The 26,269-nt window shown below is 48.4% G+C and carries 24 protein-coding genes, 1 pseudogene and 1 riboswitch; of the genes and pseudogenes, 19 read left to right on the top strand and 6 right to left on the bottom strand.

Features of this window, described 5'->3' with window-relative positions; translation table 11 throughout:
* The 3 genes and pseudogenes from AC5V8P_RS07020 to ppnP all read left to right on the top strand — a co-directional run.
* Positions 1–127: pseudogene (locus AC5V8P_RS07020) on the top strand (formyltetrahydrofolate deformylase); the annotation flags it as partial.
* A gap of 386 nt (positions 128–513) precedes the next feature.
* Entirely contained in the window at positions 514–2,559 is a 2,046-nt protein-coding gene (gene tkt, locus AC5V8P_RS07025; protein WP_064795377.1) for a transketolase, read from the top strand.
* A 288-nt stretch (positions 2,560–2,847) separates the two neighbouring features.
* Positions 2,848–3,162, top strand: coding sequence for a pyrimidine/purine nucleoside phosphorylase (gene ppnP, locus AC5V8P_RS07030; protein ID WP_063208132.1), 315 nt, complete (start codon positions 2,848–2,850; stop codon positions 3,160–3,162).
* 101 nt (positions 3,163–3,263) lie between these two features.
* Here ppnP and AC5V8P_RS07035 read toward each other — a convergent pair whose 3' ends face one another.
* A complete protein-coding gene (locus tag AC5V8P_RS07035) occupies positions 3,264–4,163 on the bottom strand; it encodes an NAD(P)-dependent oxidoreductase (RefSeq protein ID WP_064795376.1) in 900 nt (299 codons plus the stop codon).
* 250 nt (positions 4,164–4,413) lie between these two features.
* Between AC5V8P_RS07035 and AC5V8P_RS07040 the strand changes: the two genes are divergently transcribed.
* The 3 genes from AC5V8P_RS07040 to AC5V8P_RS07050 all read left to right on the top strand — a co-directional run bounded on the left by AC5V8P_RS07040 (position 4,414) and on the right by AC5V8P_RS07050 (position 7,135).
* Positions 4,414–5,769: a glucose-6-phosphate isomerase gene (locus tag AC5V8P_RS07040; RefSeq protein ID WP_063208138.1), complete on the top strand. Its 1,356-nt coding sequence runs from the start codon at positions 4,414–4,416 to the stop codon at positions 5,767–5,769.
* 146 nt (positions 5,770–5,915) lie between these two features.
* Positions 5,916–6,548, top strand: a complete 633-nt coding sequence (locus tag AC5V8P_RS07045; protein WP_063208141.1) for a YigZ family protein — start codon at positions 5,916–5,918, stop codon at positions 6,546–6,548.
* 5 nt (positions 6,549–6,553) lie between these two features.
* Positions 6,554–7,135, top strand: a complete 582-nt coding sequence (locus AC5V8P_RS07050) for a TetR/AcrR family transcriptional regulator (RefSeq protein ID WP_063208144.1) — start codon at positions 6,554–6,556, stop codon at positions 7,133–7,135.
* A 172-nt stretch (positions 7,136–7,307) separates the two neighbouring features.
* Here the strand turns inward: AC5V8P_RS07050 and AC5V8P_RS07055 are convergent, their stop codons facing one another.
* The gene (locus AC5V8P_RS07055) at positions 7,308–7,709 is read right to left on the bottom strand and encodes a secondary thiamine-phosphate synthase enzyme YjbQ (protein ID WP_063208147.1); all 402 of its coding nucleotides are present in this window, start codon (positions 7,707–7,709) and stop codon (positions 7,308–7,310) included.
* A 219-nt stretch (positions 7,710–7,928) separates the two neighbouring features.
* Here AC5V8P_RS07055 and AC5V8P_RS07060 point away from each other — a divergent pair, with 219 nt between their 5' ends.
* Both AC5V8P_RS07060 and AC5V8P_RS07065 read left to right on the top strand, forming a co-directional pair.
* On the top strand, positions 7,929–8,990 hold the full coding sequence (locus tag AC5V8P_RS07060) for a sulfate/molybdate ABC transporter ATP-binding protein (protein WP_063208150.1): 1,062 nt from the start codon (positions 7,929–7,931) through the stop codon (positions 8,988–8,990).
* A 151-nt stretch (positions 8,991–9,141) separates the two neighbouring features.
* Positions 9,142–9,912, top strand: a complete 771-nt coding sequence (locus tag AC5V8P_RS07065; protein ID WP_063208154.1) for an MBL fold metallo-hydrolase — start codon at positions 9,142–9,144, stop codon at positions 9,910–9,912.
* A 4-nt stretch (positions 9,913–9,916) separates the two neighbouring features.
* Here AC5V8P_RS07065 and AC5V8P_RS07070 read toward each other — a convergent pair whose 3' ends face one another.
* A complete protein-coding gene (locus AC5V8P_RS07070; RefSeq protein WP_064795375.1) occupies positions 9,917–11,425 on the bottom strand; it encodes an aminotransferase-like domain-containing protein in 1,509 nt (502 codons plus the stop codon).
* Between the two features lie 132 nt (positions 11,426–11,557).
* Between AC5V8P_RS07070 and AC5V8P_RS07075 the strand changes: the two genes are divergently transcribed.
* Positions 11,558–12,469, top strand: coding sequence for a DMT family transporter (locus tag AC5V8P_RS07075; RefSeq protein WP_064795374.1), 912 nt, complete (start codon positions 11,558–11,560; stop codon positions 12,467–12,469).
* Positions 12,470–12,626: 157 nt separating this feature from the next.
* Here the strand turns inward: AC5V8P_RS07075 and AC5V8P_RS07080 are convergent, their stop codons facing one another.
* Together AC5V8P_RS07080 and lplA are read right to left on the bottom strand one after the other, a co-directional pair.
* Positions 12,627–13,427: a Cof-type HAD-IIB family hydrolase gene (locus tag AC5V8P_RS07080; protein ID WP_064795373.1), complete on the bottom strand. Its 801-nt coding sequence runs from the start codon at positions 13,425–13,427 to the stop codon at positions 12,627–12,629.
* Positions 13,428–13,589: 162 nt separating this feature from the next.
* Positions 13,590–14,591: a lipoate--protein ligase gene (gene lplA, locus AC5V8P_RS07085; RefSeq protein ID WP_064795577.1), complete on the bottom strand. Its 1,002-nt coding sequence runs from the start codon at positions 14,589–14,591 to the stop codon at positions 13,590–13,592.
* Between the two features lie 159 nt (positions 14,592–14,750).
* Here lplA and cobD point away from each other — a divergent pair, with 159 nt between their 5' ends.
* The 10 genes from cobD (at position 14,751) to AC5V8P_RS07135 (ending at position 25,170) form a co-directional block, all read left to right on the top strand.
* On the top strand, positions 14,751–15,854 hold the full coding sequence (gene cobD, locus AC5V8P_RS07090) for a threonine-phosphate decarboxylase CobD (RefSeq protein WP_064795372.1): 1,104 nt from the start codon (positions 14,751–14,753) through the stop codon (positions 15,852–15,854).
* Entirely contained in the window at positions 15,844–16,815 is a 972-nt protein-coding gene (gene cbiB / locus AC5V8P_RS07095) for an adenosylcobinamide-phosphate synthase CbiB (protein WP_064795371.1), read from the top strand. Before cobD ends, cbiB begins: the two co-directional genes overlap by 11 nt.
* Before the next feature lie 14 nt (positions 16,816–16,829).
* The gene (locus AC5V8P_RS07100; protein ID WP_064795576.1) at positions 16,830–17,561 is read left to right on the top strand and encodes a histidine phosphatase family protein; all 732 of its coding nucleotides are present in this window, start codon (positions 16,830–16,832) and stop codon (positions 17,559–17,561) included.
* 124 nt (positions 17,562–17,685) lie between these two features.
* A riboswitch (cobalamin riboswitch) is annotated at positions 17,686–17,877 on the top strand.
* A gap of 209 nt (positions 17,878–18,086) precedes the next feature.
* The gene (locus AC5V8P_RS07105) at positions 18,087–19,094 is read left to right on the top strand and encodes an ABC transporter substrate-binding protein (protein WP_063208172.1); all 1,008 of its coding nucleotides are present in this window, start codon (positions 18,087–18,089) and stop codon (positions 19,092–19,094) included.
* Complete coding sequence (locus AC5V8P_RS07110) at positions 19,091–20,137, top strand: FecCD family ABC transporter permease (protein WP_064795370.1); 1,047 nt, start codon at positions 19,091–19,093, stop codon at positions 20,135–20,137. Before AC5V8P_RS07105 ends, AC5V8P_RS07110 begins: the two co-directional genes overlap by 4 nt.
* Complete coding sequence (locus AC5V8P_RS07115) at positions 20,134–20,970, top strand: ABC transporter ATP-binding protein (protein ID WP_064795369.1); 837 nt, start codon at positions 20,134–20,136, stop codon at positions 20,968–20,970. Before AC5V8P_RS07110 ends, AC5V8P_RS07115 begins: the two co-directional genes overlap by 4 nt.
* Before the next feature lie 42 nt (positions 20,971–21,012).
* The gene (gene cobT, locus AC5V8P_RS07120) at positions 21,013–22,083 is read left to right on the top strand and encodes a nicotinate-nucleotide--dimethylbenzimidazole phosphoribosyltransferase (RefSeq protein ID WP_064795368.1); all 1,071 of its coding nucleotides are present in this window, start codon (positions 21,013–21,015) and stop codon (positions 22,081–22,083) included.
* On the top strand, positions 22,080–22,646 hold the full coding sequence (gene cobU, locus AC5V8P_RS07125; RefSeq protein WP_064795367.1) for a bifunctional adenosylcobinamide kinase/adenosylcobinamide-phosphate guanylyltransferase: 567 nt from the start codon (positions 22,080–22,082) through the stop codon (positions 22,644–22,646). Before cobT ends, cobU begins: the two co-directional genes overlap by 4 nt.
* The gene (gene cobS / locus AC5V8P_RS07130; protein WP_064795366.1) at positions 22,643–23,512 is read left to right on the top strand and encodes an adenosylcobinamide-GDP ribazoletransferase; all 870 of its coding nucleotides are present in this window, start codon (positions 22,643–22,645) and stop codon (positions 23,510–23,512) included. Before cobU ends, cobS begins: the two co-directional genes overlap by 4 nt.
* Positions 23,513–23,550: 38 nt before the next feature.
* Positions 23,551–25,170 carry a cobyric acid synthase gene (locus AC5V8P_RS07135; protein ID WP_064795365.1) on the top strand — a complete coding sequence of 540 codons (1,620 nt, stop codon included), beginning with the start codon at positions 23,551–23,553 and terminating at the stop codon, positions 25,168–25,170.
* A gap of 99 nt (positions 25,171–25,269) precedes the next feature.
* Here the strand turns inward: AC5V8P_RS07135 and AC5V8P_RS07140 are convergent.
* On the bottom strand, positions 25,270–26,269 hold a 1,000-nt coding region (locus AC5V8P_RS07140; RefSeq protein ID WP_495473588.1), incomplete at its 5' end, for a methyl-accepting chemotaxis protein.

Genomic DNA, 26,269 nt, shown 5'->3' on the forward strand with positions numbered 1-26,269 from the left:
AGATGATGTAAATGAGCTAAAACGGATCGGTCGCACGATTGAACGGGTTGTTTTGGCAAGAGCCGTGAAGTGGCATACAGAGGATCGTATACTGGTTCATGAGAACAAAACGGTCGTTTTTAATTGAACTTCATATTTCAAAATGATGAAAACTTGTGAATACACATTTCGGATAAAACAAAGCCTAACTCATAATGGGCTTTGTTTTTTTATAGTGTTTGCGTCACAGGCCCCTATATAAATTTTTTTGCGATTTTTCTTATTTTTTAAATGAGGTTGATACATAACGGGTATATTGATATGAGGGCTCAGTACAATTCGACAATCATCTTTACAAACGATCTGGCAAACTTCCACGGCAAATGGTACAATACTTATGAGTGTATAAGTCATATTGAAACATTCAAGCAGATTCACTCACTTCAATAGTCTCTGTCTCTATATGGGAAGGTGATATTGAAGAGTATGACCGAATGCAATTGACATACTTCATACAATATGAGGAGGCAAACCATGACTGACCAGAACCAAGCGATTCAAAAGGATGAAAACTCCACGATCGACAATTTGTCCATCACAACCATTCGTACGTTGGCAATTGATGCCATCGAGAAAGCGAATTCGGGACACCCTGGTATGCCGATGGGCTCCGCGCCAATGGGCTACCAACTTTTTGCTAAAACAATGAACCATAACCCAGATCACCCTACATGGGTGAACCGTGACCGTTTTGTACTGTCTGCAGGACACGGTTCTATGTTGCTATACAGCCTGCTGCACCTGAGCGGCTATGACCTGCCTATGGAAGAGCTGAAGCAATTCCGCCAATGGGGCAGCCGTACACCGGGTCACCCTGAGTTTGGACACACTGCTGGTGTAGATGCTACCACCGGACCTCTGGGACAAGGTTTGGCAATGTCCGTAGGTATGGCTATGGCAGAAGCACAACTGGGTGCAACATATAATAAAGACGGATTTAAAGTTGTGGATCACTTCACATATGCTATTTGTGGCGATGGCGATCTAATGGAAGGGATTTCGCATGAAGCCGCTTCGCTCGCTGGTCGCCTTCAACTGGGTAAGCTGATCGTATTGTTTGATTCCAATGATATTACACTGGATGGCAAACTTAATCTGTCCTCTTCCGAGAGTGTTGCCAAACGTTTTGAAGCATACAACTGGCAAGTGCTGCGTGTAGAAGATGGTAATGATCTTCCAGCTATCCAAAAAGCAATTGAAGAAGCGCAAGCTGATGCAACCCGTCCTACGTTGATTGAAGTGAAAACAGTTATCGGCTACGGAAGCCCGAACAAACAAGGTAAAGGCGGACACGGCGGTACTCATGGTTCCCCGCTGGGAGCAGAAGAAGCCAAGCTGACTAAAGAATTCTACAAATGGGTATACGAAGAGGACTTCCATGTACCACAAGAGGTTCGCGAGCACTTTGCTAAAGTAAAAGAGCGCGGTATCGCAGCTAATAAAGCATGGGATGAACAATTCGCGAAATACAAAGCAGCTCACCCTGATTTGGCAGCTCAGTTCGAAACAGCTGTAAAGGGCGATCTTCCTGAAGGTTGGGATCGTGATCTTCCGAAATACTCTACAGAAGACAAAGCGGTTTCAACTCGCGTAGCTTCTGGTAATGCATTGAACGGATTGGCTCCAAATGTTCCTTTCCTGACAGGTGGATCTGCTGACTTGGAAAGCTCCACGATGACACATTTGAACAACCTGACGAACTTTACGCCAGAAGATTACGCTGGCCGTAATATTTACTTCGGTATCCGCGAGTTCGGTATGGCTGCTGCGATGAACGGTATGGCGCTGCACCAAGGTGTAAAAGTATTTGGCGGTACATTCTTCGTATTTACAGATTATCTGCGTCCGGCTGTTCGTCTGGCGGCTCTGATGGGATTGCCTGTAACCTACGTTCTGACTCACGACAGTATTGCTGTCGGTGAAGATGGCCCAACTCATGAGCCGATCGAACAATTGGCTTCTCTGCGCATTATCCCGAACTTGACGGTCATTCGTCCGGCTGACGGTAATGAAACTTCTGCTGCTTGGGCTTACACGCTGGAAAACAAGAAAAACCCGGTTGCACTGGTATTGACTCGTCAAAACTTGCCAATCCTGGCTGCTACTGCTGAACATGCACGCGAAGGAATCAAACGCGGTGCTTATGTGGTTGCAGATGCAACAGACGGCAAACCGGTTGCTCAAATTCTGGCTACAGGCTCCGAAGTACAACTGGCTGTTAAAGCACAGGAAGCATTGGCAGAGAAAGGTATTCAGGTTCGCGTTATCAGCTTCCCAAGCTGGGATCTGTTCGAAAAACAAGACAAAGCTTACAAAGATTCCGTTCTGCTGCCTGAAGTTAAAGCTCGTTTGGCTGTAGAAATGGCGTATCCACTGGGATGGGAAAAATATGTTGGCGACCAAGGCGACATTCTCGGTATCAGCACATTTGGCGCATCCGCTCCTGGTGACCGCGTAATTAAGGAATACGGTTTTACAGTAGAGAACGTGGTTAGCCGTGTAAAAGCTTTGTTGAAATAAACCACTGGAGCAGCAATTAGGAAGAGTTTGTCCATAAAGCAATGATCGTGTATTGCTGGCAAACGACCTACCTGATCGTGGCAATCCATGTATTACAAACAGTCGTAACCTGAGTAAGGCTTACGGCTGTTTGTTTCATACATTTGTATTTTGCGGAAAAATGTCTATTGGATGATCGTCTATAGAGTACACCGATACAGTGTGTATTTTCATACTGAAACTGGAATCCAAATTATGTTATGATGCACCATATTCATTCACCATTGAGAGCAGATGAGGGGATAACGAATGACACAGTTCGATGGAGTAAGCGTAATTAAAAAAGCAAATGTTTATTACGATGGTCAGGTTACAAGTCGTACAGTTATCCTGGGTGACGGTAGTAAGGTAACACTGGGGATTATGCTGCCGGGAACGTACGAATTCGGTACGGATTCCCGTGAGATCATGGAGATTTTGGCAGGGGATCTGAGAGTGTTGCTTCCAGGTTCCGAGGAATGGCTGGAAATACAAGGCACGTCAACCTTTCATGTACCTGCGAAGTCTTCCTTCAAGCTGGAAGTGCGAAGTGTAACGGATTATTGCTGTTCTTATCCGGAATAATGAGCTGAAAAGGGTAAGAGCACTCAGGCTACAAGCCAAGTGTTCTTACCCTAAAGCTGTGTCATCATTAACGCACAGCATTATGTTTACAAAGAAACGGCTTACTCAAGAGGCTGACCACCAATGGTGCGGCCAATCCATGCTTCGTATGTCTTTACGACGGCAGATAGATCCTCATCGCCGTAGCCTTGTGTTTGTCCGGCCTGAAACAAGCTTTTGGCTATGGACAACATGGGCGTAGGGATGGACAGGCTGTCTGTTAGTGAGGAAGCGAGCTTCAAATCCTTGAGCATCAGAGCAAGTGAGAACTGGTTACTAAAATCATGCTCAATGATTTTGCGCCCTTTGAGGTCAGCGGCTTTGCTGCCTGCCGATCCGAGCTGTACCAATTCTAGGAAGCTGTCTGCTGGAATGCCGGATTTAGCCGCGATAGCAAAGCCTTCAGCCAGAGCGAGGTTATTTATACCGACCATCGTATTGTGAGCAAGCTTGGCTACGGCTCCGCTGCCATTTGGCCCCATATGGAGCACTTTTTTGCCCAAGGTATCAAAAACATCTGACTGTGCCGCAATCACTTCTGCATGACCGCCGACCATGAACACGAGTGTTCCATCAACAGCGGCAGGCTTGCTACCTGTTACGGGTGCGTCAATGAAGGAACAGCCCAGCTTGTCCGCTTCAGCAGCCAGTTGTTTGACCAGCTCAGGTGAAATCGTGCTGTTGTCCATCACGGTCATACCAGCCGTAAGACCAGCAAACACACCGTCCTGACCGTAATAGACGTCACGTATTGATTGATCATCGCTGACCATGGTAATGACCAGGTGCTGCCCTTCGGCCGCTTCACGAGGGGTTGAAGCTGTACGTGCGCCTTGCTCTACCAAGGGTTCGCAGCGTGAAGCAGTACGATTATAAACTGTGACTCCGAATCCCTGTTTTAGCAGATTGGATGCCATCGGGGCGCCCATCGTGCCCAGTCCGATAAATCCGATGTTTTTCATTGCTAATCACCTTTCTTGTTGGAAGTTGCCGTCCGATGCAGATGCGAGTTCGGCTTGAATTGAATATTGAAACAATTGTTCTATGTTTCATTGTAGCATGGGCATGCTAGCCTATCTACAGCAGGGTCTGACAAGACACAGGACATATAGGTAACGCAAGCTTGTCAGGCTCAGCAAATTAAAGTATCCTATTCCTAAGTCCTTATGTTCGTATTCTGGTCTTAGTAATACCAAACAGGAGGTTCCAAACATGTCTAAAAAAGTTATTTTTGATTACACGAAAGCCCTCTCCTTTGTAGGTCAGCATGAAATTGATTATTTTGCAGAGCCTATCAAGTTGGCTCATGAGCAATTGCACAACCAAACAGGCGTAGGCTCCGATTTCTTGGGTTGGATTGACCTGCCTACCAATTATGATAAAGAAGAATTTGCTCGCATCCAAAAGGCTGCTGCTAAAATTCAAAGCGATTCCGAAGTATTGATTGTAATCGGTATCGGCGGTTCTTACCTTGGAGCACGTGCTGCGATCGAAATGCTGTCGCATTCCTTCTATAATGCGCTGCCTAAAGATCAACGCAAGGGTCCAGCCATCTATTTTGCAGGCAACAACATCAGCTCTACATATATGAATCATTTGTTGGAACTGATTGAAGGAAAAGACTTCTCTGTCAATGTCATCTCCAAATCAGGTACAACAACAGAGCCTGCTATCGCTTTCCGCGTATTCCGTGCAGCTCTGGAGAAAAAATACGGTAAAGAAGAAGCGCGCAAACGTATTTACGCGACAACGGACAAAGAACGTGGCGCTTTGAAAAAGCTCGCTAACGAGGAAGGTTATGAATCTTTCGTTATTCCTGATGATGTCGGTGGTCGTTACTCCGTGCTGACAGCTGTAGGCTTGTTGCCGATTGCTACAGCAGGCATTAACATCGAGGAAATGATGCAGGGCGCGGCAGACGCTTCCAAAGAATACAGCAATCCGAATGTTGCTGAGAACGAGGCTTATCAATATGCAGCCGTTCGTAACGCTTTGTATCGCAAAGGTAAAGCAATTGAGATTCTCGTAAACTATGAGCCGTCTTTGCATTTCGTATCCGAATGGTGGAAACAGTTGTACGGAGAAAGCGAAGGTAAGGATTATAAAGGCATTTATCCAGCTTCTGTTGATTTCTCGACAGACCTTCACTCTATGGGACAATTCATTCAGGAAGGCAGTCGTAACATTTTCGAAACGGTAATTCAAGTAGAAAATGTACCTAGTCACATCACCATCGAAGCAGATGAAGATGATCTGGATGGACTGAATTTCCTGGCAGGCAAAACGGTGGATTTTGTAAATAAAAAAGCATTCCAAGGTACATTGCTGGCTCACACAGACGGACAAGTACCAAACCTGATTGTAAATATTCCTGACTTGAGCCCTTACTCCTTTGGCTACCTTGCTTATTTCTTCGAAAAGGCTTGCGGCATCAGCGGCTACCTGTTGGGCGTAAATCCGTTCGATCAACCGGGTGTAGAAGCTTACAAAAAGAACATGTTTGCTCTGCTTGGCAAACCGGGCTTCGAAAAAGAAAAAGCGGAGCTTGAAGCTAGATTGTCTGAATAAGGGAGCTATAATCTCTGATTCGAAACAGGTTTCGGTCAGAAGCGTTATGGTGTATAGCAACATTTAAGTACAGGAAAGCAGTTCGCCAGCTGCCAGAAGCGGGGAACTGCTTTCTTGTAAAATGAAGTAAGGAAGGTTATACGTGTATGTTGGAACAATACCGAACCGTACGCGGTGCCGGCAACAAGGAAATTGTAATCCGAAAATCCCGTTTTATCGGCCATATTCAGCCTGTTGAAACTGAGGAAGAAGCAGTTGCTTTCATAGAACGCATCAAGAAAGAGCATTGGAACGCTACCCATAATTGTTCGGCTTATATGATTGGGGAAAGAGACGAAATCCAAAAGCAATCGGATGACGGAGAACCAAGCGGGACGGCGGGGAAGCCTATTTTGGAGGTCATCCGCAATCAGAAGCTGAAAAATGTCGCTATTGTGGTTACCCGTTACTTTGGCGGAATTATGCTGGGAGCAGGCGGACTGATTCGCGCATACTCAGATGGTGCTGTTGCAGCTATTGAGGCAGGGGATGCGATTACGCGTGTGCTGCATCGTGAGGTTTTTGTGGAATTGGATTATACCTGGTTGGGCAAAGTGGAAAATGAATTACGCAATCGCAGCATCCGTACCGGAGAAACGATGTTTACGGATAAAGTTACTTTAACCTGTCTGCCGCTGGCTGGTGATGCGGAATCCTTCTGCAACTGGATAACCGACTTGACACAAGGACAATCGCTTGTGTCGGAGGGAGAGCAGCTTTACTTTATTGAAGGGGAATAAATAATATGGCTAGAAGAGCAGTAGAACAGGAGTTGTCAAGAGGGCGGATTCTGGAAGCGGCCAGGCACTTGTTTATCACCAAGGGCTACCGTGCGATTTCAATGCGCAGCATTGGCCAGCATCTGGGTTACAGTCATGGTTCATTATATTATCATTTTAAAGAGAAGGCTGAACTGTTCTACGCCATTGTGATTGAAGATTTCAATACCTTGCGTGGGATTCTACTGCAAGCAACAACAGGCACGCCTGATGATGGCTTGAGCAGATTGGAGTACTTGATGCTGGAATATATCCGTTTTGGCTTGGAAAATCCATATCAGTACGAAATTATGTTCATGATGCATGATGAAGAACTATTTGCATACTGTCGTACAGAACAAAACCGTTGTGTAGAATTATTCGCATCTATGATTCGCCAGGAATTGAGTGATCAGGGACATTCGGAGGAAGAATGCTCCAGGGTACCGAAAAGTCTGTTTTTATCCATGCATGGCTTTGTGTCATTTTATATTCAGGACGGATTAACATTTGAAGAGATCAGGCCTGCTGCTTTAGCACATGTAAAGCTGCTGTGCAGACACCTATGAGCGTACCTGCATTCACACGCTTCAGCCATGAACATGTAGGGCGCATTTTTGGGTGCTTTCACTTCATGACGGTGACTAATCATTACGGTACTTTGCGAAAGCGACTAAGAATTTAACAGACGATGATGTATCCAGCGGGAGAACATCATCGTCTGTTTTTTGTACGTCCCCGTCAGCCCTTCATAATTTTGACATAGTACTGACGTCTGCGTGGGCCGTCGAATTCACAAAAATAAAGTCCCTGCCATCGTCCAAGCAACAGCTTACCCTCATGAATGATAACCGTTTGTGAGGGGCCTGTCGTAATGGATTTTAGGTGGGACGCCGTATTTCCCTCCATATGACGATATTGGGGATGCTCCCATGGATAAACCTCATCCAGCCTCAAAATAACATCATGTTTGACATCAGGGTCGGCATTTTCATTAATAGCGATGCCGGCTGTCGTGTGTGGACAATAAATTAATGCTGTTCCTTGCTGCACCCCGCTTTTTTCGATGAGGGCTGCAACTTCGCGTGTAATATCACGCATTTCATCTCGCCGTGTCGTAGATAATTCAAAAGTATGCAACATGAATTCATCTCCTTTCTATGTATTACTTTACCCTTTTCATACTCAAGATAATATATAGAGTTGACGAAAATTGCTTTCCTTTGATAAAGTATCACATAAGAAAAACAAAGTAAGTTTATTGGAATAATTAAATGCTCTCAAAATAGGTGCGTGCTTTGCGGTTAGCAAGGTTGCTGCTGTTCCTAAACGGGTCCAGAGGCGGAAAGGAAGTGTACGGATATGCATGTGGAAGTAAGAGGATTAAACAAGCATTTCGGTAATTTTCATGCGGTAAAGGACGTATCTTTTGATATTCAGACGGGCCATCTTATTGGTTTGCTTGGTCCAAGTGGCGGGGGGAAGACCTCCATTCTTCGCATTTTGGCGGGGCTGGAGCAGCCGGATGCAGGAGAGATCCATTTTCACGGAAAAAGGGTAAACGAGCTGGCACCACAAGAGCGTGGAATCGGATTTGTATTTCAAAACTATGCTTTGTTTAAGCATATGAGCGTGTACGACAATATTGCCTTTGGCTTGAAAGTGAAAAAAAGCTCCAAAACTCACATCAAGGAAAAAGTCGCTGAACTGGTTGAACTAACGGGGCTCAAAGGCTTTGAGCATCGTTATCCGCATCAGCTGTCGGGTGGACAGCGACAGCGGGTTGCTTTTGCGCGTGCTTTGGCACCAGAGCCTCAACTGCTGCTGCTGGATGAGCCGTTTGCAGCTATTGATGCCAAGATTCGCCAGGAGCTGCGCACCTGGTTGCGAGAGCTGATTGAGCGAGTGGGTATTACGTCTATTTTCGTCACCCATGATCAGGATGAGGCGATTGAAGTAGCGGATGAAATTATGGTGATTAATCAAGGACGGCTGGAGCAGAAGGGAACGCCTTGGGATATTTATAAAAAACCGGGAACCCCGTTTGTGGCTTCCTTTATTGGGGAATCCACGGTGATTGAACAGGCGGGTAGTCTCAGAGGCTTTGAGGAGGCGGCCGGAGTGGGAACACGTGCCTTGATTCGTCCAGAGTACATTGATGTCGGACCGAGTGAGGAATTTGCGCTCCTGTCGGCAACCGAGGAAGGCATAGTGAAGCATTTGCATTTTCGCGGGAGTGAATGGATGGTTGAAGTACAGGTCGGTGACCAGCGTCTCATGACATACCGTTCGCTGGAGAAATCTACGCTGGAGCCTGGTCAGCAGGTGCGAGTGTTGGTGCATCGGGCCTATCTATATAATGAGGAGTCCAGCTGGATGGTGGAGAACCGTCTGAAGGAAGACCCGATGCCTATCATCATTTAAAAATAAAACGATCACGACTGAGGGGGTGTCTAGCCTGATTTTCCGGCTTTAGACATGCTCTTTTTGTCGTTGATTGCTGGACTGATTTACGCAGACTTGGTATGTTCGTTATAATAGTAGTAAAAACAACCAGATAGATAGGAGTTAAATCATGAATCGGCTTATTTTTCTTGGCACGGGGGATGCAATGGGGGTTCCACGTGTATATTGTGATTGTCCTGTGTGCATGGAGGCTCGCACGACAGGAGCGAATGTAAGGTTGAGGTCGTCTGTGCTGATTGAAAGCGAGACAGAGGATTTTATGATTGATTGTGGCCCCGATTGGCGCAGACAGCTGGAATTGCGCGGCCTGCGTTTTATCCCTACGATCCTTGTGACGCATGCACACTTTGACCATATTGGAGGATTGCCAGAATGGGCGGATGCCTGTCGCTGGACCGGGAACCGAGGGCGCTTGTTCGCTCCACAGGAAGTGATCGATACGATCTTACGTCAATTTTCCTGGCTCTCTGGAAACTTGGACCTTATTCCAGTAGATCAGGGAGTCCAACTTGGCGGATGGAACATCCGGGGCTGGCGTGTGAATCACGGGAAGAACGGATATGCTTACGCTTATCGTCTGGAAAAAGACGGCTTCTCATGGGCCTACTGTTCGGATTCAATCGGACTGAATGAGGCGGAGATTTTGCCTCTACATAACCTGAATTTACTCGTGCTGGGAACAAGTTTTTACCATGAAGAGGCCGAGTATGCCACCCGCTCGGTATATGACATGCTGGAAGCTCAGGAGCTTGTAGGAAGACTGAAGCCCGGAAGCACGGTATTTACACATATGTCCCATGATGTGGATATCACACACAACTACGGGCTGCTGGAAGGGATCAGTTTGGCACACACAGGCATGAGTTTGCCGTTAGAATAACGATTCACATCGTTCGACTGATGCGTAGAAGTGTGGAGATCCCTTCTTTGATTTGCAGCTCATTAGCGTAGGAATAGGACAACCGTATATGCGTTTTACCCTCTGCGCCGATGGGATCAAATACATTGCCCGGCACAAAGGAAACAGACTTTTGTATACTTTTGGCCAGCAGCTCATTGGGTTTGATCGTAGAGGGTAGCTGGAGCCACAGGTTGAGTCCTCCCGTCGGACTAGTCCATGTCCAGCCTGAATCACGGAGACTGGTCTCCATCATTTCCTTGCGAATCTGGAGCGCGATGCATAGCTTTTTTAGATGCTGCTGCATACGTGGGGATTGAAAGTATTGTAAAAACAGCTTTTGATTCAGCAACGGTGATCCATTGTCCACTAGCGCTTTGACGCTTAGCAGGCTGTTCATAAGCTGACGCCGACAGGTTACGGCTGCGATTCGCAGACCAGGTGCTACATATTTGCTGTAGCTGCGAATATAGACGACGCTTCCTGAGATATCATAGGCGAAAATGGGGGAAGGCGGCTTTTGCCCAAAGCTGATATCATAGGTGCTGTCATCCTCGACAATAAGACAGCCGTAGCGCTCGGCCAGTTCGGGCAGTCGTTTGCGCTGCTCATCAGGGATCGTAAAGCCAGTCGGATTGTGAAATGTCGGATTCATATAAAAGAGACGAGGTTTTTCCGTTTTCAGGCACCATTCAATGTGATCCATATCATAACCTTCCGGTCGTATATCCGTTACAGTCAGGCGGGCGCCTTGTCTGCGGAATATTTCCATGGCGGGGCCATAGGCTGGACGTTCGATTAATACACGATCTCCTGTACGGATCAGAGAACGGGAAACCAGGTCAATGGCTTGCTGTGCGCCGGAGGTAATCAGTACTTCGTCGGTTGATACTGCGAAATGCTTATCTGTGCTAAAATGCTGCGCCATGGCATCACGAAGCTCAGCGTCTCCTTGTACAGCAGAATAAGTAGCCGCGATTTTCGGATGCTTTTCAAACACCTGCACCATTAGTTCTCTCCAATATCGGTTGGGTAGGAGAGAGGGATCAATCAGGGCCTTGGAAAATTGGAAATCCGCGTTTACGGCATGAACCTGGGTGAGTCCATCCATCCCCCTCCAGACAGAAACAGACGGATCGTCTGCCATATAAGTGGATTCTGAATGGAAGATCCGTCTTGTGGATGAACGCTCCGAATAGGTAGTAAATGGCCCCAATTCTGCTGCATGGGAAGCATGAGCGTAATATCCCGATTTATCCTTTACATAGATACGTCCTTGTTGCTTTAACTCCTGATATGCCCGGAATACAGTTAACCGGTGTACACCCAGTTCCTGAGCCAGACTTCGCACAGACGGCAATTTAGCGTCTGCTGACCAGTCCCCGCGCTCCATCCGCACATTTATGTAATGGACGACCTGCTCATACAGCTTTAAGCCCGGATCTGTCGAGATCTGTTCCGTTGAAAACAATAATTCGCTGTTATCCTTGCCCATGCGGTCCACGCTCCTTTGTGTGTATTGTACTATACAGCACTTCAAAAACGTGTACAACTGTTCTGTGGTTGCCCATCTGTTCTGTCTGTCTCCTTGTATGCTTGTGAGTAATAGAAAGGAGAGGGAAGTGTCATGGTTGGTATCGCCTTTACAGTTATGTGTCTTATTTTTGGCACCACATTTTTGGCTATCAAAGTGGGGGTGGAAGCTGGACTTCCACCATTCCTATCGGCAGGCACACGTTTTATGGTAGCTGGGGCAATTTTGTTTATAGCGATGAGACTTTCGGGAAAGGTTCGGTGGTCGTTATTATGGCGTAAGGAAATACTGCTGATTGGAACGGGAACGACCTTCGGAACATTCTCAACACTGTATTGGGCAGAGCAATATGTCAGCTCGGGAATTGGTGCTATTTTGTCAGCCACGGGACCGATGATGATTGTGCTGATGCAGTCTGCAATACTGCGGCAAAAAACGACGAGAATTACGCTCATGGGCTGCATGATCAGCTTTCTTGGGGTCGTACTGGTGGTGTTGCCCGGCTTGGCCGTTCAAATCAGCGGTCTGTGGCTGGCGGGTTGCATGGCCATTTTGCTGGGTGAACTGTGTTATTCGGGTGGAGCTCTGTATTCCAAACGAGTCATGGATGCGTTTCGTGATACGAACCCGATTGCCTTGAATGCGGCACAAATGTTTCATGGTGGTTGGATGCTGCTAGTGCTGTCGGTTTTCACAGAGCCTTGGAATTCTGGGGAGTGGAATCTGCTGCCTGCTATAGGATCTCTATTTTATTTGATTTTGTTTGGCTCTATGATTGCGCAGACACTCTTTTACTGGCTTATGGCGCGTACGAATCCCTTGTTTCCGACTACATGGCTCTATATTTCACCACCGATTGCTGTAGGCCTGGGTGCTTTTTTATATGGAGAGCACGTAAGCTGGTGGATGCTGGCAGGGGTGCTGCTCATCGTGATCGGATTGATGTGTATGAACAATGGAATCATTCGTCTGGTGAACAGACGTAAAGTACGTTCTGTTGCCTGATATTTTGAAAGTTGTTAGATTATTATGAGACATGACAGAATGAGATATGACAGAAGAAGCCTCCAAACTGCCGTATGTAACTAAACAAGCGGCGTTTGGAGGCTTTGTTGATGTAATTTGTTCATTTAGGTATATCCGTTAACAGTCACTTTTTTGCTTATTCAACATTGAGTATAAATTTGTCGATGGCATGCTTGACACCGTCTTCGTTATTGCTGCGAGTAATGTAATCAGCCAGCTTTTTCAAATCAGGAATCGCATTCTCCATCGCAATGCCAAGACCAGCACATTCCAGCATTTCATGGTCATTCCAAGAGTCGCCAATGGCAATGGTCTCCGACAGATCACAGCCAAAATGGTTTGCAAGGAAGGTAAGCGCGTGGCCCTTGGTGCCTTCATGATGCATGATTTCCAGGAAATGAGGCTTTGATTTTGTGATATGCACCTCGCTGCCAAGCAGCTCACGCAGTTCGGGAATTAATTCATCCAGCACTTCCGGCTCGTCAATAATCAGCAATTTAGGAGCAGGTTGCTCTATAACTTTACTGAACACAGGCTCGACAAAATATTCCGTGTTATTCAGCTCGGTGTAATCTTTAATTTTCTGATTATCTTCACGTGTGTACAATTTGTCATCTATATATGTTTGCAGATGCAGATTGCGTTCCACACAGAATTCATAGAGACGACGTGCAGCTACGAGTGGAACATAACGCTCATACAGTACTTTTTCGTCCAGCAAGTTTTTAACTAGAGCTCCCTGGTACGTAATGATCGGTACGTTTAACCCCGTCTGGCGTGCAATTTTGTGCGCGGAAGCATAAGCACGTCCAGTCGCGAGAGTAACCACCACACCTTTAGCTACAGCAGCTTCCAAAGCCTGTTGTGTCGCTGGAGTAACTTCTTTCTGGTCATTAATGAGAGTATCATCAATATCAATGGCAATTAATTTATACATATCGGTATTCTCTCCTTTATCTCTATCATGGGGCAATATTAAAATTGTATCTTATAATATTCAAAATGACAATATTGCATTAAAAAAGGGACGGCGCCCATAAGAGCCCATCCCCTTATAACCACTGAAGTATTGGTTTGAAACCATGGAAAAAAGTAACGGTTAGTCTTCCAAAAATACAAGTCCAACAAAGTCGTCTAGCTCAATATTACCGAAGTAATGCTTCAAATCGAGAGAGGATAGAGCTTGACGGACCTCGCCTTCCTCATAGCGCTTGCCGCGCAGGATATTTTCAATATCAGCGACATCACCTACGCCGAAGAAATCCCCGTAGATTTTAATATCACGGATGTAGCCTTCCTTCAGATCCATACGGATATCTATAATACCGACCGGGAATTTACGTGTGTGCTTGATATTACTCTCCGGAGATAGACCGTAGTTCCAATCCCACGACTGATAGCGTTCTTTGGAAATTTTATGGATTTTAGCCCAATCCTCATCGGTGAGCTTATATTGAGGCACCTGATCCAATTCTGAGCCAAAGATAGACCGCAGCAGTTCCTCGCGAAATTGTTCTATGGTCATTTCACGGTCCATCAGCTCGCTGATATTAGCCACGCGACTGCGGACGGATTTTGTGCTTTTGGATTTGAATTTTTCGGGATTGGCGTGCAGCGATGCAGCCACATTGTCCAGATTCAGGTTGAACATCAATGTACCATGGCTGAACATGCGTCCACGTGTGGCAAATTGGGCGTTTCCTGAAATTTTACGTTCTCCGACCTGCAGATCGTTGCGTCCTGTCATTTCGGCTTCTACTCCCATTTGGTGCAGGGCGTCAATCACAGGTTGCGTAAATTTGAGGAAGTTATGAAAGGACTCCCCGTTATCCTTGGTAATGAAGCTGAAATTTAAATTACCGAGATCATGATATACAGCCCCACCGCCGGATAGGCGACGAACGACTTGAATATTGTTGTCTCTCACAAATTCAGCGTTGATTTCTTCAACGGTGTTTTGATGCTTGCCTATAATAATAGAAGGCTGATTAATGTAAAACAGCAGATAGCTGTCGTCCAGCGGTAAATGCTTGAGCGCATATTCCTCAATAGCAAGATTAATGGCTGGGTCGTGTATGCCCTGGTTGTCGATGAACAGCATGTCCATTCCTCCGTATATAAACTGTGTAATTTATGTGTGCCTCCTTCTATTGTAACCCAAGTGAGCTATGTACAAAAGCTCATTTGCATTGACGGGACGCAAAAAGCAGCCTCATAATGGAGCTAAATGATTGGAAACGGACGGAAAGGATGAGAGGCAATGATAGAGGTTTACGGACATGGCGGGGACAGGGAAACAGCTGCCGCGACATTTGGCGGAGCTGCGGCTGATTTTGTGGATTTTAGTGCGAATATTAATCCGCTCGGTCCGCCACCGGAGGTGCTTGAAGCGCTGCAAAGCTCATTTGACACGGTGATTCGCTATCCAGACCCTGGACACCGCCATTTTAAAAATATGCTCGCACGGCGGCTGCATGTTCCACCCGAGTCGCTGAGTATCGGTAACGGCGCGGCTGAAAGCATGGCGCTCCTGCTATTAGGATTGGCTCCCAAGCGTGTGGGTACTGTGGAGCCGTGTTTTTCCGAATATGCTGAGCTGGCTGGTAAATTCGGAGCCGAGGTCCACCGGGTATATGGGAAGGCCTCGCTTCAATGGAAGGCGGATGTGGAAGACATCCTTCAGCTCATGAAGCAGGTAGATGTATTGTTTCTTGGGCAGCCGAATAATCCGAACGGGGTGCAATATGGCGAGCAGGAGCTATACGAACTGGCAGAGTCGGCTGGCAGATCGGGTACCGTGCTGGTGGTGGATGAAGCATTTATTGATTTTATCCCACTGGAACGGCAAATCTCGCTACTGCCTGTGCTGGAGCGCTATCCTCATGTGATTTTGATCCGATCGATGACCAAATTTTATGCCATTCCTGGCTTACGATTGGGCTATGCGATTGCTCATCCGGACTATATCCGGCGAATGACGGCCAAACAGGTGACCTGGAGTGTTAATGGATTGGCGTTGCTGGCTGGCGAGGCCTGTCTGAGAAGCGGACAAGCTTATGAACGCCGCACACAGGAACTAATTGCTACGGAGCGCAGTCGCTTATTGGCTGCCTTGGCGGAATGGGGCTGTGGTGTCGTTCCTGGCGAAGCCAATTACGTGCTGGCAAGAGCACCGGGAACGTGGAGTGCATCGGCTATTCAGCGGGCGCTTGGACAACGTGGAATTCTTATACGTAGTTGTGCCATGTATCCAGGGCTGTCGGCGAGTCATTTTCGAGTTGCGGTTAAGGACGCCGAAGCCAATAATAGGCTGCTGACTGCACTGGGTGAAGTGCTGGAGGAGGATCAGCTGCGTGATCGTTAGCTTGGTAATCATGGCAGCCTATCTGCTGGACAGGCTAATCGGTGATCCGAGATGGTTGCCGCATCCAGTCATCGGGATGGGGCATGCCATTTCAGCATTGGAAAAAGCGATTCGCCGTAAGGTCCGCAGTGACCGGGGACTGAAACGCGCGGGCATACTGCTCCCACTTATAGTGGCAGGAGGCTGCTTTGTGCTTGCTTGGGGGCTGTTGTGTGTGCTTGCCTGGATTCACCCGTGGCTGTCTGTCGTCGTAGAAATTGTTCTGATCGCTACAACAATTGCTTCCAAAGGGCTAAAGGATGCAGGGATGGCCGTATACCGAGCGTTGCAGGCGAACGACCTGGCTGCGGCACGTCGGGAGCTAGGCATGATTGTCGGGAGGGATACGCAGCAGCTTAACGAGCCTGAAATTGTGCGTGGTACCGTTGAAACGGTCGCTGAAAATATCGTGGACGCCATTATTTCCCCGCTTTTTTATGCTCTGATCGGGGGAGCGCCTTTGGCACTGGCATATCGAGCTGTAAATACGCTTGATTCGATGGTCGGCTACAAAAATGAAAAGTATCTGTATTTAGGCTGGGCCTCAGCACGTCTGGATGATGTAGCTAATTACATGCCGGCTCGCCTGACAGCAGCTATGCTTGTAATAGCGGCCTGGTTGCATCGGCTGGATGCTGTACGAAGCTGGCGCACAGTCAAGCGGGATGCCCGTCTGCACCCAAGTCCAAACAGCGGCTTCCCCGAATCAGCGGTGGCAGGTGCGCTGGGGATTCGTCTTGGTGGCTATAATGTCTACCACGGCGTACGCTCCTTTCGTGCCTACATGGGCGAAGGGCTACGACCGCTGGAGTCACAGGATATCCGGCATACGATCCGGCTGATGTTCGCCGTATCCACTATGTTTGTAGGGGTGTGTTTGTTAGGAGCCGCAGGGTGTTTTGCCTTGGAATGGGTGCAATGAGGAGTGACATCATGTTGAGACAAGATATAGAAGGGAAAATAACGCAAGAATGTGTACCAAGTCCGAGCTTACAACAGATAAATGAGCCGAATGATGCTAAAGAAGATCCACAGTGGGACATGGAGCTCATGCTAGTTCGTCATGGCACAACCTTATGGAATAAGGAACGTCGATATCTGGGACACACCGACTTGGGTTTGCTGTCAGGAACTGAGCAGGAGCTACAGCCTTTACAGGAAAAATTGCATGGGCATTCCTTTGCTCGAATCTATTGCAGCGATTTGATGCGATGTCGCCAGACCTTGCAGATCATTTTGCCGGAATCAACATTATCTGTTATGCCTCCTATGATGGAACCACGTCTGCGAGAGCTTCACTTTGGCGAGTGGGATGGACAAACGTATGACATGCTCAAGGATGTGGCGCTATATCGTGCTTGGATTGATGAGCCGCAACGAATCACCCCACCTGGAGGAGAGTCATGGAACCATTTTGTGAATCGTCTGCGTGAATTCCTCGACTCTCTGTTTGCGAGGCACACTGCTTTGAAGGTTCAGCCCACAGAGTCGAATGCTGAGCCGCCCTCTGTTTTGATTGTCACGCATGGTGGTGTAATTCGCCAATTAGCCTGCATGCTGATACCTGGACATGATTTTTGGAGCCTGAATCCAAAACCAGGAGAAGCGTCTAGGATTCAGTTAAGATGGGCAGGACCGCACAAATGTATAGCAAGATTGCTTTCTTAATTAGAGAAGAGACGGTGAGTAAAGCGGCAGTTTGGGTTGTAAGCCGACTCTTTTTAACCTATAATCATCAAGTAAAAGAACGGCTTGACTACCACTACATCAAATATCCAGCAGACGAGTCGGCGCCGTGTGAGGAAACTATGGTTTCCTTCATTGCGTTGTTAAAAGGGAAGTCGGTGTGAATCCGACACGGTCCCGCCACTGTAAATGGAAACATGTTCACTAGCCCTGCTTTATGTGCCGCCAAGCATATAAAAGCCTATCAGGACATGCATCTTCCATAAGTCAGGATACCTGCCCGTCTGCCTGTCACCATAATCCTTCGAGGAAAGGATGACGTGTTCGCAGTGACTGTCCATGCGGAAAGAAGCTGCCCGCCTGCGTACAATCTGTGCTTACGTGACCCCTGCGTCCTGATATGAGGATGCGGGGGTTTTTGATAGGAAAAGAAGGCTGGAATGAGGGAAATATCGGATGAAGTTCAAGTAACGCTCTTAACGATTTTTATATGAAGGGGTGCAAAACATGGCAGGGAAAAAAATAAAGGTATGGTCAACAGGTCTATTGGCACTGATATTGGCAGTTGTGCTGAGTGCATGTGGCACGAATGGAAAAAATGTTGAGAATAAAGAGGGCCAAGCTTCCTCACAGCAGTCGGGACAGACCGTAACTGCCCAAGAACCTCCGGGCAAAACGGTTTACCCGCTAACGGTTAAGGATGCAACAGGGCAGGAATTTACATTTAAAAAGGCTCCGAACAAGATCGTTTCCGTCTCCCCGGCAGAAACCGAGGCACTGTTTGCCATCGGGCTGGATCAGGAAATTGTCGGTGTTTCGGATTACTCTGATTATCCGGAAGCGGCTACGAAAAAGCCTAAAGTGGGCGGTATTATGAAGCCGAACGAGGAGGCGATCATTGCTGCGAATCCTGATGTCGTTTTTGCAGGGATTTCACTTAGTGAGCAGGCTACGACCAAACTGCGTGACATGGGAATTATGATTTTTAAAACGGAACCGAAAACCGTTGAAGATGTCATAGCTAACATCGAATTGTATGGAAAAATCACCGATCATCAGAAAGAAGCGAGAGCGGTGACCGACAAGATGAGAGCAGATGTAGCGGAAGTGAAAGAAGGAGTTAAAAACATCGGCAAAGGGCAGAAGCTGCGGGTATACGTCGAGTTTTCACCAGGCTGGACAGTGGGTAAAGGCGAATTTATGGACGAGCTGATTACGTTGGCGGGAGGAGAAAACGTAGGTGCCACGCAGAAGGGCTGGTATCAAATCAGTGAGGAAAATATTATAGCTGCCAACCCTGACGTGATTTTGTACAGCAAAAGTGTCAAGGATGACAAAACAGGTCAGTCCCTCGGCGATATCATTAAAGCTCGCAGTGGATGGGATCAAATATCAGCTGTCCGTAACAACCGTGTATTTGCCGTGGATGATAATTTGATCAGCCGCCCAGGTCCACGCGTAACGGAAGGACTCAAGGAAGTAGCCAAGGGCGTGTATCCTGAAATTTTCAAATGAACCGCAGACTGATCGGTTTTGGAGGGACAGGTCTTGTTTTGCTGCTACTGACGCTGCTGCTCTGTCTTGGCATCGGCTCGGTCAGTCTTCCGGTCAGCCAGATCACAGGTATTTTGATCAACCACCTACCATGGTTAGGTGATACGTTTACACCGGACTGGAATACATCCGCAGAGCAGATTATTTTGAAGGTTAGACTGCCACGTGTGTTACTTGGAATGTTGGTCGGAGCAGCGCTGGCGCTAGCGGGAGCCGGATTTCAGGGTGTTTTGCGTAATCCCCTGGCTGATCCGTATACACTGGGGGTATCCTCGGGAGCTTCGGTAGGAGCGGCAGTACTGATTTATTGGGGGCTTCAATTTTCATTCGTGGGGATATGGACGCTTCCGCTAGTCGCATTTATAACCGGCATGCTGACGCTGTGGATGGTGCTGACGTTGGCGCGTGAAGGTGGGAAAATTCCCACACCAAGCCTCATTTTATCAGGTGTGGTGATGCAATTCTTTTTAGGAGCTATTGTTTCTTTTTTGACAGCCATGTCGAAGGAAACAGTCAATGAAATATTGTACTGGACGATGGGAAGTCTCAGTCTGCGAGGCTGGTCATATACAGGAATTCTGTTACCTTACGTGATCATAGGACTGGTGTTTCTATGGAATAGGGCACGGGTGCTGAATATTCTGGCTTTGGGTGAACGTCAAGCGGCTCATATGGGGGTTCATGTAGATGCGACGAAGCTATCTGTCCTGATCATATCTACCTTGCTGACAGCTGCCGCTGTCTCAGTATGCGGAGTCATTGGCTTTGTCGGACTCGTTGTACCACATATCATTCGTCTAATGACAGGTCCTGATTACCGGATGATTGTTCCGTTGTCTGCACTAGGTGGAGCTATTTTTATGGCTTGGGCAGATACCGCAGCTCGCACGTTGTTAGCCCCGACGGAAATTCCTTTGGGCGTGATGACCGCCTTTGTGGGAGCACCGTTCTTCGCATATCTCCTGTACCGGAACAAGAAGCTGCGCAGGGGGGATCTGCTGTGACCGAACAAGGTGAATTACTGAAGGTGCGTGCTCGAGCATTAGAGGTAGCGGACCTGAGCCGTGCTTATGGGGAATCGCATGTGCTAAAGAATGTTAGCTGGAACGTAAACGAAGGAGCTTGGTGGGGGATCATTGGTCCGAACGGGAGTGGAAAATCGACCTTGCTGCATCTGCTTTCTGGTGTAGACCAGCCGACCTCTGGAAGTGTTCATATCTATGGTGAAAAAATCGATAGCTACAGCAGAAAAGAGCTTTCCCGACTTGTAGCCGTACTCCAGCAGGAGGGGATTCCTCCAGTAAGATACACGGTCAGGGAAGTTATAGAAATGGGTCGCTTCCCTCATCAGGACTGGCTGGGCAGGGAAAAAGGAGTTGACGTAGAGGCGATTACGGATCGAGTTCTAGCGCGATTGAGTCTAACTTCTCTAGCCGACAGGACATTGGATCGCTTGAGTGGGGGACAGCGACAGCGTGTAGCTTTGGCAAAGGTGATGGTGCAGGAGCCACAGATATTGCTGCTGGACGAACCTACGACCTATCTGGATTTGCGCTATCAGCTTGAATTTATGGAATTGCTTGCAGAATGGCGCCAAGAAACGGGTGTGACGATCGTTGCTGTCTTGCATGATCTGAATTTGGCGGCTCAATTTTGCGATAATTTGCTTGTACTTAAGGATGGAATGGTTGAAGGATTGGGAGCTTCATCGGATTTGCTAACAGAGGATCGGATTCGTCGTGTATATGGTGTAGATCCTGTGATGCTTCCGCATCCCGATAGCGGAGTGCCGCAGCTTTTGCTGCGTAGAGGCGTTGCGTCCACAGAAAACCAATAGGACATCGTAAACATACTAAAAAAAGAGCAGGGAGTGGAAAGTATGAACGACAAGCTGCGTCAGCTGATCGATAGCATTGCCCAGCCGGATGAGGTGGCGTCTTCAAAAGCTTCAGCGCATTTGGACCAATTAACAAAGCCACCTGGCAGTCTTGGAAAGCTGGAGAGTTTGGCCATCCAGTTAGCAGGAATTACTGGACTGGACAAACCTGAATTTGATCGTAAAACGGTAATGGTCATGGCTGCGGATCATGGAGTGTGTGAAGAGGGAGTCAGCGCCTTTCCAGCAGAGGTGACGCAGCAAATGCTGTATAACATGCTGTCAGGCGGCGCGGCAATTAATGTGCTGGCACGTCATGCGGGCGCCGATGTCCAGGTAGTAGATGTTGGCGTGAATGCAGATGTTGCTCACCCGGATTTGGTGAACCGTAAGGTACGCATGGGCACTTCAAATATAGCTAAAGGGCCAGCAATGCTGCGTACGGAAGCGGAACAGGCGGTTTTAGCCGGAGCTGAAGCCGTAGCAGAAGCAGTTAAAAGGGGCACACGGCTATTCGTTACTGGAGAGCTGGGCATCGGGAATACAACAGCCAGCGCTGCGGTAGTATGTGCGCTCACCGGGCTTGAGCCAGAAGTTATCGTAGGCCGGGGGACGGGGGTAGATTCAGCGGGGCTTACCCGTAAAATAGCCGTTGTCTGCCGCGCATTGGATGTAAATCAGCCGGATGCTAATGACGCTTTGGACGTGCTGACCAAGGTCGGCGGTCTGGAGATTGCCGCCCTGGCAGGCGTCATCCTCGGCGCAGCCGCACATCGCTGTCCAGTGGTGCTGGACGGCTTTATTTCCGGCGCGGCTGCCCTCGCTGCACGCGCGCTTGCGCCTGCGAGCGCGGCGTACATGCTTGCTTCGCACGCCTCGGATGAGCGCGGACACGCGGCGGTGCTCCGCCAGCTCAAGCTGGAGCCTATGCTTCATCTGGACATGCGGCTCGGAGAGGGCACGGGCGGTGCGCTTAGCTTGCACCTGATTGACGCGGCGTGCCGCATTATGCGCGAAATGGCGACCTTTGCCGATGCAGGTGTATCGGACGGTCAGGGAGCCGCGCAGCGATGAAGGCGCTCGTGACCGGCGGGGCACGCAGCGGAAAAAGCGGCTTTGCCGAGCGATTATGCATGGCGCGCGCCCCGCGCGCCTGCTACATTGCAACGGCGCAAGCCTATGATGTGGAGATGAAGGAGCGCATCGCCCTTCATCGACTCCAGCGCGATTCTGCCGGGTATGACTGGCAGACGCTGGAGGAAGCACAGGCGCTGCCGGAGCTGCTGCGGCGGCTTGGCAGCGCGCAAGCGTCGCAGCCTTCACCTGCGCCTATGGTACTGGTCGACTGCCTGACCCTGTGGCTGTCGAACGTGCTGCTGGCCGCAGGTGAGGACGGCGAAGCTGTGGCCAGAGCCGCCATGGATGAGCTGGCGGCAGCTGTGGAGCAGTATCCGGGATCGCTCGTCATCGTCACCAATGAGGTCGGTGACGGTATTGTACCGGAATATCCGCTTGGAAGGCTGTACCGGGATTTAAGCGGAGTTATGAATCAGCGGATTGCCCGTCTTTGTGATGAAGTTTTTCTAGTGACGGCAGGCATTCCCGTAGAACTTAAACAGTTGGAATATAAGCTATGAGCAGTGAACGTCAGGCTGTTGCTGCGGCTTTTCAATTTTTATCCCGTCTACCGGTGAAGGCGGAGCTGGATTTTTCCCCGGAGCTGCTAAAACGTAGTACAAGCTATTATCCGCTGGTTGGATTGGTTATTGGCATTATCGTCTGGGGGGGGGCGGCGCTTACGGCTATGGTGCTGCCACCGGTGCCGTGTGCAATTCTTACCCTTGCTGTCTGGGTGTGGTTGACAGGCGGACTGCATCTGGACGGGTGGATGGATGCGGCGGATGCCTTGTTCAGCTACAGGTCCCGTGAACGAATGCTGGAAATTATGAAGGATAGCCGTGTAGGAGCAATGGGTGTGATTGCTTGTGTGCTGCTGCTCATGCTCAAGGCTTCTTTGCTGTATACGGTGCTGGTTGAACGGAATGTATCCGGCCTGTTGATACTTCCGATGGTTTGGAGCCGTTGGTTCATGGTACATGCGATGATGCGCTGGCCTAAAGCCCGGAACGATGATGGACTGGCGGCGCGTTTTGCGGATATGAATGGTAGACGTGTCGGACTGGCCGTATTCTGGGCAGTATTAGTGACGCTAGGTGCTGCCGCAGGGCAATATATCTTTGCAGGTTTTGCTATAGCGACTGAGGAAGCAGGAGGACTATCGTTGTCAGGGGCATACTTACAGATGCTTCTTTCATATTCTGGCTCTCTTCCAATCTGGCTAGGTTTTGCGTTGCTTCCGCTCTTGGCTTACGGAGTTGGAACCTTTACAGCAAACCGTATTAACTGCCGCCTAGGGGGACTTACGGGGGATATATACGGAGCTTTGAACGAATTGCTGGAGACGGTTTTGTTGCTGTGTATTGTCATTTTGTACGGGTTGTGACCAAATTTGAATTGAATTCGTTAAAGGGGAAGAGGCAATTGTCAACTTTCAAACCGTCCTGCACAAACCCGGCCGCTATATTGATGCTTCAAGGAACAGCGTCGGATGTGGGCAAAAGCGTGGTGACGACCGCGCTGTGCCGGATCTTTAAGCAAGATGGCTATCGTCCCGCACCGTTTAAGTCACAAAATATGGCGTTAAACTCTTATGTTACCGAGGACGGCAAGGAAATTGGACGTGCTCAGGGTGTGCAGGCCGAGGCTTGTGGTATTGAGGCGACGACCGATATGAATCCGATTCTGATCAAGCCGGTCAAGGATATGCACTCACAAATTGTTGTACATGGTGTACCTTATGCCTATATGAGCGCCTCCGATTACCGAAAGGATTTTTTGCCACAAGCCAAGCATACCGTTATGGATGCGCTGAATCGGCTGCGCGATACCTATGATATTGTGCTTATGGAAGGGGCGGGCAGCCCCGCAGAGATTAATTTAAAGGACCGCGATATTGTAAATATGAACCTTGCAGGCTGGGCGGATGCTCCAGTATTGCTGGTTTCGGATATCGACCGGGGCGGTGTCTTTGCCTCTCTGGTAGGGACTATCGAATTGCTGGAACCCCATGAAGTACAGCGTATCCGTGGATTTATCATTAACAAATTCAGAGGCGATTTGTCCCTGCTTCAACCGGGATTAGACTGGCTGGAAGAACGGACAGGCATTCCTGTACTCGGTGTATTGCCCTATTTACCGGACATTCGTATTGAAGCAGAGGATTCGGTCGTACTAGACAAGATGCCTAAGCGGTCAGTAAAGGATAAAGAATTGGATATTGCAGTGATACGATATCCGCGTATTTCCAATTTTACGGACACGGATGCTTTGGCCGCAGAGCCTGACGTGAGCGTACGTTATGTCACAGAGGCCGGACAATTGGGCGTACCGGACGCCATTATCTTACCGGGAACCAAAGACACCATCGGAGACCTGCTGGAATTGCGTGAAAGAGGGTTGGAGGATGACATTCGAGAGGTCATGAAGACGGGACGCACGCAACTGGTCGGTATTTGTGGGGGCTATCAGATGCTGGGTGCAGCGCTATTTGACCCTGATGCTGTCGAATCTGGGTTGCCGCAGCAGGCAGATGGGTTAGGTTGGTTATCTCTATCCACAACCTTCTTAAAGGAAAAGCAAACCGTGCGTGTTCAAGGAATCCTGTCTAGTCATTGTCCACTTTTGCTAAGCACTGCCCCTGACTCAGGTTCTGCCTCCAAACCAGTCATTGAAGGTTATGAAATACATATGGGTGTGACGGAGTATGTCACGGAACCACATGTATGTATAGACAGAACTTTAGACTCAACGAATATGAAAACATTATTCCAGATTCAGCGTGGGGAAGGAAACACCTTTGAGGAAGGTTGGGGCACGACTGACGGTAAGGTATGGGGAACTTACTTGCATGGTGTGTTTGATAATGACCGTTTTCGCCGGTCCTGGTTGGATGGACTGAGACAAGCCAAGGGTTTAAAGCCTTTGGACAGCACTTTTACTGTGCGTGAAGCCAAGGAACGGGAGTTTGATCGTGTCGCAGAGGTAGTACGTGCTCATTTGGATATGGAGCAAATCTATCGCATTCTGGGGATGAATTCATAAAATTCTTCATGGAAGTTCCTTTAAATCGCTTTAAAAAAATAAAGAGGTATCTCTACAGTCATTTTTGTGACTGAGAGATACCTTTTTTAGGATATCAGCTTACTTGATTTTAAACTTTTCAACCGCTTTTTGCAGCTCCGTTGCTTGTTGGCTTAATTGACGAACAACCTCACTGTGGCTTTCCATTTCATTCAGTTGCTCATCGGCATTTAAACCGATTTCCTGAATCATATGCTGTGCATTGGCAGCGATGAGAGCTGTTTCTTCCACGGAAGCAGATACTTCCTCCGAACTGGCGGATACTTGCTCCGTTGCTGCGGATACGGTTTGAATCGTAGCGTTAATCTTTTGCATGAGCTCACTTAGCTGGCTAAAGGCAAAACTTGCTTGCTGAACCATCTCCGTTCCCGAGTGAATCTCACGGCTAACCTGGGTCACAGAGTCCACCGATTGCTTCGATACTTCCTGAATAGTAACCAAATAGTCCGAAATCTCCTGTGTTGCTTCTTTGGATTGCTCTGCGAGCTTGCGAACTTCTCCAGCAACTACAGCAAAGCCCCGTCCATGTTCGCCTGCGCGGGCAGCCTCAATGGAGGCATTCAGAGACAACATTTGAATCTGCTTTGTAATATCGAAAATTGCAGAAACGATGCTGCCAATGGCTTCTGAGCGTTCGTTCATACTATGAATGTGTCGAAGCGACTCATCGGCAACATGTCCTACCTGTGACATTTGAGCTACAGCTTTTTGAGCGAGCGTATTCCCGTTGACCGTTTCTTTCGTCGCTTCGCTGATTTGATCAGATACATCGTTGGCGGAGGAGGCGATATGCTGAACCCCTTGAGCGATCTCCTCCATAGCCTGCGCATTTTCAGCAGCGGCCGAAGCGATGCTGGTACTGCCCTTGGCTACTTCTTCAGCAGCAGCTGTAGAGTCCTGTACTTTTACACTCATAGCCTCAGTCCGACGAAGCAGCTCGTCCGAGCCTTCAACAACCGCCCCTGATGTAGAAAGGACATGACCAATCATTTCTTTTAAGTTATGAGACATAGATTGGAAGCTGCGGGCAAGTTGAGCAATTTCATTAACACCATGAACT

It is taken from the genome of Paenibacillus sp. N119s (genome assembly GCF_059447605.1).